The organism is Pseudomonas sp. B6002 (genome assembly GCF_013385985.1).
In the GTDB taxonomy this organism is placed as follows: domain Bacteria; phylum Pseudomonadota; class Gammaproteobacteria; order Pseudomonadales; family Pseudomonadaceae; genus Aquipseudomonas.
In genome coordinates this window covers 280,645-288,045 of the sequence record NZ_JACAOY010000012.1, presented here as the reverse complement: position 1 = coordinate 288,045, position 7,401 = coordinate 280,645, and the positions used below count along the sequence as shown (strand labels likewise).

The 7,401-nt window shown below is 63.0% G+C and carries 5 protein-coding genes; all 5 read right to left on the bottom strand.

Going from position 1 to position 7,401, the window contains the following annotated elements; genetic code table 11:
* Positions 1-45 precede the first annotated feature (45 nt).
* The gene (gene hslU, locus HX792_RS17395; RefSeq protein ID WP_176997236.1) at positions 46-1,383 is read right to left on the bottom strand and encodes an ATP-dependent protease ATPase subunit HslU; all 1,338 of its coding nucleotides are present in this window, start codon (positions 1,381-1,383) and stop codon (positions 46-48) included.
* 36 nt (positions 1,384-1,419) lie between these two features.
* A complete protein-coding gene (hslV, locus tag HX792_RS17390; protein WP_176997235.1) occupies positions 1,420-1,950 on the bottom strand; it encodes an ATP-dependent protease subunit HslV in 531 nt (176 codons plus the stop codon).
* A gap of 257 nt (positions 1,951-2,207) precedes the next feature.
* Positions 2,208-2,909 carry an SPOR domain-containing protein gene (locus HX792_RS17385; protein ID WP_016972721.1) on the bottom strand — a complete coding sequence of 234 codons (702 nt, stop codon included), beginning with the start codon at positions 2,907-2,909 and terminating at the stop codon, positions 2,208-2,210.
* A 1-nt stretch (position 2,910) separates the two neighbouring features.
* Positions 2,911-4,647: an arginine--tRNA ligase gene (gene argS / locus HX792_RS17380; protein ID WP_176997234.1), complete on the bottom strand. Its 1,737-nt coding sequence runs from the start codon at positions 4,645-4,647 to the stop codon at positions 2,911-2,913.
* Between the two features lie 204 nt (positions 4,648-4,851).
* Positions 4,852-7,071 carry a primosomal protein N' gene (locus tag HX792_RS17375; protein ID WP_176997233.1) on the bottom strand — a complete coding sequence of 740 codons (2,220 nt, stop codon included), beginning with the start codon at positions 7,069-7,071 and terminating at the stop codon, positions 4,852-4,854.
* Positions 7,072-7,401: the final 330 nt, after the last annotated feature.

Here is a 7,401-nt window from a genome sequence, read left to right as displayed (position 1 = left end):
GGCAAGCCAGCTCCCACATTAAAGCAAAGCGGCTCTACGTGTGGCTTACAGAATGTAGCGCGACAGATCTTCGTTCTGCGCCAATTCGCCCAAGTGGCTGTTGACGTACTCAGCGTCGATCTTGATCACCTCGCCATTCTGCGCCCCAGCCAGGTCGCCGGCGCTGAAGGACACTTCCTCCAACAGACGCTCCAGCAGGGTGTGCAGGCGACGGGCCCCGATGTTCTCGGTCTTCTCGTTGACCTGCCAGGCGATCTCCGCCAGGCGCTTGATACCGTCTGCTTGGAACTCAATGCCCAGGCCTTCGGTTTTCAGCAGCTCACGGTATTGCTCGGTGAGCGACGCGTGCGGCTCGCTGAGGATGCGTTCGAAATCGCCCGGGGTCAGCGCCTTGAGTTCCACGCGGATCGGCAGGCGGCCTTGCAGCTCCGGCACCAGGTCGCTTGGCTTGCTCAGGTGGAAGGCACCCGAAGCAATAAACAGGATGTGGTCAGTCTTGACCATGCCCAGCTTGGTGTTCACGGTGCAGCCTTCGATCAGCGGCAGCAAGTCGCGCTGTACGCCTTCGCGGGACACATCGACACCACCGGAGTTGCCGCGCTTAGCCACCTTGTCGATCTCGTCGATAAACACGATGCCGTGCTGCTCGACGGCTTCCAGGGCCTTGGCCTTGAGTTCTTCCTCATTGACCAGGCGCCCAGCTTCTTCGTCGCGCACCAGTTTCAGCGCGTCCTTCACCTTGAGCTTGCGGCTTTTCTTCTTGCCCTTGCCCATGTTGCTGAACAAATTTTGCAGCTGGCTGGTCATTTCTTCCATGCCAGGCGGTGCAGAAATATCGACGCTGGAGGCTTCGGAGACTTCGATCTCGATCTCTTTGTCGTCCAACTGGCCTTCACGCAGGCGCTTGCGGAACAGCTGACGGGTGTTGGAGTCCGAGGCCGGTGCGGCGTCTTCGTTGAAGCCCATGCGTGCCGGGGGCAGTAGGGCGTCGAGGATGCGCTCCTCGGCGGCGTCTTCGGCGCGGTGGCTGACCTTGGTCACTTCCTGTTCGCGCAGCATTTTCAAGGCGGCGTCGGCCAGATCACGAATGATCGACTCGACGTCACGGCCCACGTAGCCCACTTCGGTGAACTTGGTGGCTTCGACCTTGATGAACGGCGCGTTGGCCAGCTTGGCCAGGCGACGGGCAATCTCGGTTTTACCGACGCCGGTCGGGCCGATCATCAGGATGTTCTTGGGCGTCACTTCAACGCGCAGTTCTTCGGGCAATTGCATCCGGCGCCAGCGGTTACGCAGCGCAATGGCTACGGCGCGCTTGGCATCGTCCTGGCCGATGATATGGCGATTGAGTTCATGGACGATTTCGCGGGGAGTCATGGACATAGTAGTTGGCGGCCTCAAGCCGAATAAGCCTGGGGCTTACTCAGCGAGGTCCTGCTCCTCAATGGTCAGGTTGTGGTTGGTGAACACGCAGATATCGCCAGCGATGCCCAAGGCGGTCTCGGCGATTTCACGGGCCGACAGGTCGGTTTTCTTCAGCAGCGCGCTGGCGGCTGCCTGGGCGTAGCCACCGCCGGAACCCATGGCGATCAGGCCGTGTTCGGGTTCCACCACATCGCCGTTGCCGGTGATGATCAGGGATGCGTCTTTGTTGGCGACGGCCAACATGGCTTCCAGGCGGCTGAGGGAGCGGTCGGTGCGCCATTCTTTGGCGAGTTCGACCGCGGCGCGAACGAGGTGGCCCTGGTGTTTTTCCAGCTGGCCTTCGAAACGCTCGAACAGGGTGAAGGCGTCGGCGGTGGCGCCGGCAAAGCCTGCGAGCACCTGGCCGTGGTACAGGCGACGCACTTTCTTGGCGTTGCCTTTCATCACGGTATTACCCAGGGAAACCTGGCCGTCGCCGCCCATGACGACTTTGCCGTGGCGACGTACTGAAACGATGGTGGTCAAGGGGAGAGTCTCCACGCAGCGGGGCGAAAATGCCCTGATGAAAACTCATATGGGGGTGGCGGGGGGGATTTCAACTGTAGGACATGTGTGCGGACGAGCGGTGTTTACAGGTCTTACACACTTTTGAGAACGCCCTAAACCAAATGTGGGAGCTGGCTTGCCTGCGATTACGGTGTGTCAGTCACTGAAAATATTGACTGTTACACCGTAATCGCAGGCAAGCCAGCTCCCACATTTTGTCCCGCGTTGAGCTTGTGTCAGCGGCTCTGGCGTTGTTGTAACAACAGGTTGCTAAAGCCGGCGCCTGCCAGTTGCTTCTGTGCCACGGTCAGCTGTTCACGGTTGCTGAACGGCCCTACCAGCACGCGATACCAGGTCGCATCCTTCACCGTGCCGGACTCGACCGTCACGGCCTGGCCCAACAGAATGATCTGCGCACGTACGCGGTCCGCGTCCGCCTGTTTCGGGAACGAGCCCGCCTGCAGGAAGAACTTGGTCACCGGCGCAGCCTTGGTGGTCGCCACCGGTGGCGGTGGCGGCGGGGTAATCCCGGCCAGCGCTGCCTGGGCGCGTGCGGTATCGATCTTCGCGGCTTCCGCTGGTGTTACCGGCGTGGTCGGCACTTGTGGCGTCGGCAGGGTTTTCTCCGGCACGGCGTCAGGCGGCACGATCACTTCCGATTCCGGCAGCAGCGTGTAGAAGTCGTACTTCGGCTTCACCGGTGCGGTCGGGCTTGGCGCGGTCTTGTTGGCTTCGGCGATCTTCGTGGCCTTCTGCTGCTCTTGCTTGACCCGTTTGACGTCATCGCCCTTGCCCGGCTCCAGCTTCATCAGGATCACGACAAACGCACCGACCGCCAGGCCGATGGCCATCCACAGCCAGCCTGGAATAGGCTTCTTCGCCGGGGCCTGGTAGCGGCTGGCGCCGCGCTTGGGTGCAGGTTTTTTCTTGGCAGCCAACTTACATACGCTCCAGAGTTTCCAGGCCCAACAGCTCCAGGCCTTGCTTGAGGGTCCGTCCAGCCAGTGCGGCGAGGCGCAGGCGACTTTGCTTCTGGGCTTCGTCGTCTGCGGTGAGGATCGGGCAGTTCTCGTAGAAACTGGAGAACAGGCCGGCGACTTCGTACAGGTAGGTGCACAGGATATGCGGCGTGCCTTTTTCGCCGACGCTGTTCAGCACTTCGCCGAATTGCGCCAGCTTGGCGGCCAGTTCCTGTTCGTGCGGGGCGTCCAGCACGATGTGGCCTTCCACTTCGCTGAAGTCCTTGCCCAGCTTGCGGAACACGCCGGCTACGCGGGTGTAGGCGTACAGCAGGTACGGCGCGGTGTTGCCTTCGAAGTTCAGCATCAGCTCGAAGTTGAAGCTGTAGTCGCTGGTGCGGTGCTTGGACAGGTCGGCGTATTTCACCGCGCCAATGCCCACCACGCGGGCGATGTTGCGCAGGTCGGCCTCGGCCAGCTCCGGGTTCTTTTCCTTCACCAGGTTGTAGGCGCGCTCCTGGGCTTCGGTCAGCAGGTCGATCAGCTTCACGGTGCCGCCGTCGCGGGTCTTGAACGGACGGCCGTCGGCGCCGTTCATGGTGCCGAAGCCCATGTGCTCCATGTGCATCGGGTGGGTGATGAAGCCCGCGCGACGCGCCACTTCGAACACCTGCTGGAAGTGCAGGGCCTGGCGCTGGTCGACGAAGTACAGGGCGCGGTCGGCTTTGAGTACGCCGCTGCGGTAGCGCACGGCCGCCAGGTCGGTGGTGGCGTAGAGGTAGCCGCCATCGGCCTTGACGATGATCACCGGCAGCGGCTCGCCGTCGGCGGTCTTGAATTCTTCGAGGAACACGCACTGCGCGCCGTTGCTCTCGACCAGCAGGCCCTTGGCCTTGAGGTCGTTGACCACATTGATCAGGTCATCGTTGTAGGCGCTTTCGCCCATCACGTCGGTCATGGTCAGCTTGACGTTGAGCAACTCGTAGATTTCCTGGCAGTGGGACAGGGAGATCTCACGGAAGCGGTTCCACAGTGCCAGGCACTCTTCGTCACCGGCTTGCAGCTTGACCACCAGGCCACGGGCGCGGTCGGCGAATTCTTCGGATTCGTCAAAACGCTTCTTGGCGGCGCGGTAGAAGTTCTCCAGGTCCGACAGCTCGTTGCTGGTGATCGGGTTTTCCTGCAGGTACGCCATCAGCATGCCGAACTGGGTGCCCCAGTCGCCCACGTGGTTCTGGCGGATCACGGTGTCGCCGAGAAACTCGAGCACACGGGCCACGCCGTCGCCAATGATGGTGGAGCGCAGGTGGCCCACGTGCATCTCTTTGGCCAGGTTCGGTGCCGACAGGTCAATGGCCACACGTTCCAGCGGGCCAGCCTTGCGCACGCCGATCTTGGCATCGGCCAGGGCCGCGTCCAGGCGCGAAGCCAGGGCCTGGGTGTTCTGGAAGAAGTTGATGAAGCCTGGGCCTGCGATTTCGGCCTTGGTGACGCTCTCGTCAGCCGGCAGGGCGGCGATGAGTTTTTCCGCCAGGTCACGCGGCTTCATGCCAGCCGGTTTGGCCAGCATCATCGCGATGTTGCTGGCGAAGTCACCGTGGGTCTTGTCGCGGGTGTTCTCCACCTGGATCGCCGGCGTCAGGCCTTCAGGCAACACACCTTCGTTGACGAGTTGGGTGAGGGCTTGTTGGATCAGCTGGCGAATGGTGTCTTTCATGGTGTTCTCTTTCGACCGCAAGCGGCGGCGCGCGATGCGCAGGTGGAAAAACTGGGCATTATCCGTGGCGAGGGCGGGCTTGCCAACCGTTCAGACGGGTTGACGGACCTGCGGGCCTCATCGCGGGCAAGCCCGCTCCCACATTTAACGGTGCACACATTTCAAAATGTGGGAGCTGGCTTGCCTGCGATAACGGAATTTCTATCAATACAAATCTACGGGATCGACATCCAACGACCATCGCACTTGCCGGCCGCTGGGCATTTGCTCCAGGGCAAGCAACCAGCTACTTAATAGCCGATGCAATGGCGCGCGGGACGTTGCCTGCAAGAGTAGCTGAGCACGATAGCGCCCGGCGCGGCGTTCCATGGGGGCGGGCACGGGGCCGAGCAGTTCGATGCCCGTCAGGCCTAGGTCGGCCAGCAAACCCTCGGCAGCGCTGCACGCTTCATCGAGGAAACCTTCAGCCTGCCCGGGCTTGTGCGCTTCGGCCCGCAACAGCGCCAGATGGGAAAACGGTGGCAGGCCCGCCGCACGGCGCTCACTCAACGCCTGTTCGGCGAAGGCAAAGTAGCCTTGTTCTGTCAGCTGGATCAGCAGCGGGTGGTCGGCCAGGTGCGTCTGGATAATCACCTTGCCCGGCTCTTCGGCGCGCCCGGCCCGGCCTGCGACTTGCACAATCAACTGCGCCATGCGCTCGCTGGCGCGGAAGTCGCCTGAGAACAAACCGCCATCAGCGTCCAGGATCGACACCAGGGTCACCCGTGGGAAGTGATGCCCTTTGGCAAGCATCTGCGTGCCGATCAGGATGCACGGCTGGCCTTTCTGGATGGTGGCGAACAGCTGGTTCATCGCATCTTTGCGCGAAGTGCTGTCACGGTCGACCCGCAGCACGGGATAGTCCGGGAACAGAATGCCCAGGCGCTCTTCGGCCCGCTCAGTGCCCGCGCCGACGGGTCGCAAGTCCACTTTGCCGCACTGAGGGCAGTGACGCGGCACCCGCTCCACGTGGCCGCAGTGATGGCAGCGCAACTCGCCATAACGCTGGTGCACGGTCATGCGTGCGTCACAGCGCTCACACTCGGACATCCAGCCACAGTCATGGCACAGCAGAGTCGGCGCGAAGCCGCGGCGGTTAAGGAACACCAGCACTTGCTGGCCAGCCGCGAGGGTTTGGCCGATGGCCTGTTGCATCGGCCCCGAAATGCCGCTGTCCAGCGGGCGGCTTTTGACATCCAGGCGCAGGAAGCGCGGTTGCTTGGCGCCACCGGCCCGCTCGTTGAGGCGTAGGAGCCCATAACGGCCGGTGTAGGCGTTGTGCAAACTTTCAAGGGACGGCGTGGCCGAGCCCAGCACAATCGGGATGTCTTCCTGGCGTGCGCGCACCAGGGCCAGGTCGCGGGCGTGGTAGCGCAGGCCTTCCTGCTGTTTATAGGAGCCGTCGTGCTCCTCGTCGATGATGATCAGCCCGGGGTTTTTCATCGGGGTGAACAGCGCCGAACGGGTGCCGATAATGATGTCGGCCTCGCCGTCTCGGGCCGCCAGCCACGACTCCAGGCGCTCACGGTCGTTGACCGCCGAGTGCACCAGGGCGATACGCGCATTGAAGCGCTGCTCGAAGCGCGCCAGGGTTTGCGGGCCCAGGTTGATCTCGGGGATCAGTACCAGCGCCTGCTTGCCGGCCTGCAAGGTTTCGCGGATCAGCTGCAAATACACTTCGGTCTTGCCGCTGCCGGTGACGCCGGCCAGCAGGAACGCATGGAAGCTGTCGAAGCCGGCACGAATCGCTTCATAGGCGGCGCGTTGCTCGGGGTTGAGCGGCAATTCCGGTTGAGCCAGCCAGTGATCGTGGCGCGGGTCGGGGGCGTGCTTGCGGATTTCCACCTGCACCAGGCCCTTGGCCAGCAGCAGGTCGAGGCTGTCTTTGCTCAGCATCAGCTTGCTTAGCAGTTGATGCGCCACGCCGTGCGGGTGCTGGGCCAGGGTGGCCAGGGCTTCGCGCTGGCGCGGGGCGCGGGCGATACGCGGGTCGTCGAGACGGGCGCCGGGCGCCATCGACCAGAAGCGTTCCTGGCGTGCTTCAGCCAACTCGCCCTGGCGCAGCAGCACCGGCAGCGCCCAGCTCAGGGTGTCGCCCAGGCTGTGCTGATAGTACTGGGCCGTCCACAGGCATAGCTTGAACAGGGCGGGCGGCAGCGGCGGGGTGGCATCGAGCATGGCCAGCGCGGGCTTGAGTTTCTCGGCGGGCACTTCACTGTGATCGGCGACTTCCACCAGGATGCCGATCATTTCCCGGCGCCCGAACGGCACGCGCACACGCATGCCCGGCTGCAACTGCGCCCGCGACACGCCGGCCGGAGCCCGGTAGTCAAACAGGCGGCGCAGGGGCGAGGGCAGGGCTAGGCGCAAAATGGCGTCGGGCACGCGGGGGTCTCATCTATAAAGGCAGGCAGTGGCGCAGGGGCGGGAGCCTAGCAGACCTGCGGTGGGGGTGTCCTGTCTCCGGTGCAGGAGACAGCACTTCTGTGGGAGCCGGGCTTGCCCGCGATGGCGGCGTATCAGTCGCACGATTGGCTGCCTGACGCACCGTCATCGCGGGCAAGCCCGGCTCCCACATGGAGTGTGGTGAACCGGTAGTTTTTCTGATGAAAGGGGCTTATATGTGCGGAATCGGCCGGCACCGCCGCTTGCGCGTTTAAAAAGGTCTGGTAGAATCCGCGGCCTAATTACGTGCGGTATTCGACAATAGTGTCG

Coding starts and splice junctions, on each gene's coding strand:
- hslU (WP_176997236.1), bottom strand. CDS start 1,383: ATGTCCATGACTCCCCGCGAAATCGTCCATGAACTCAATCGCCATATC.
- argS (WP_176997234.1), bottom strand. CDS start 4,647: ATGAAAGACACCATTCGCCAGCTGATCCAACAAGCCCTCACCCAACTC.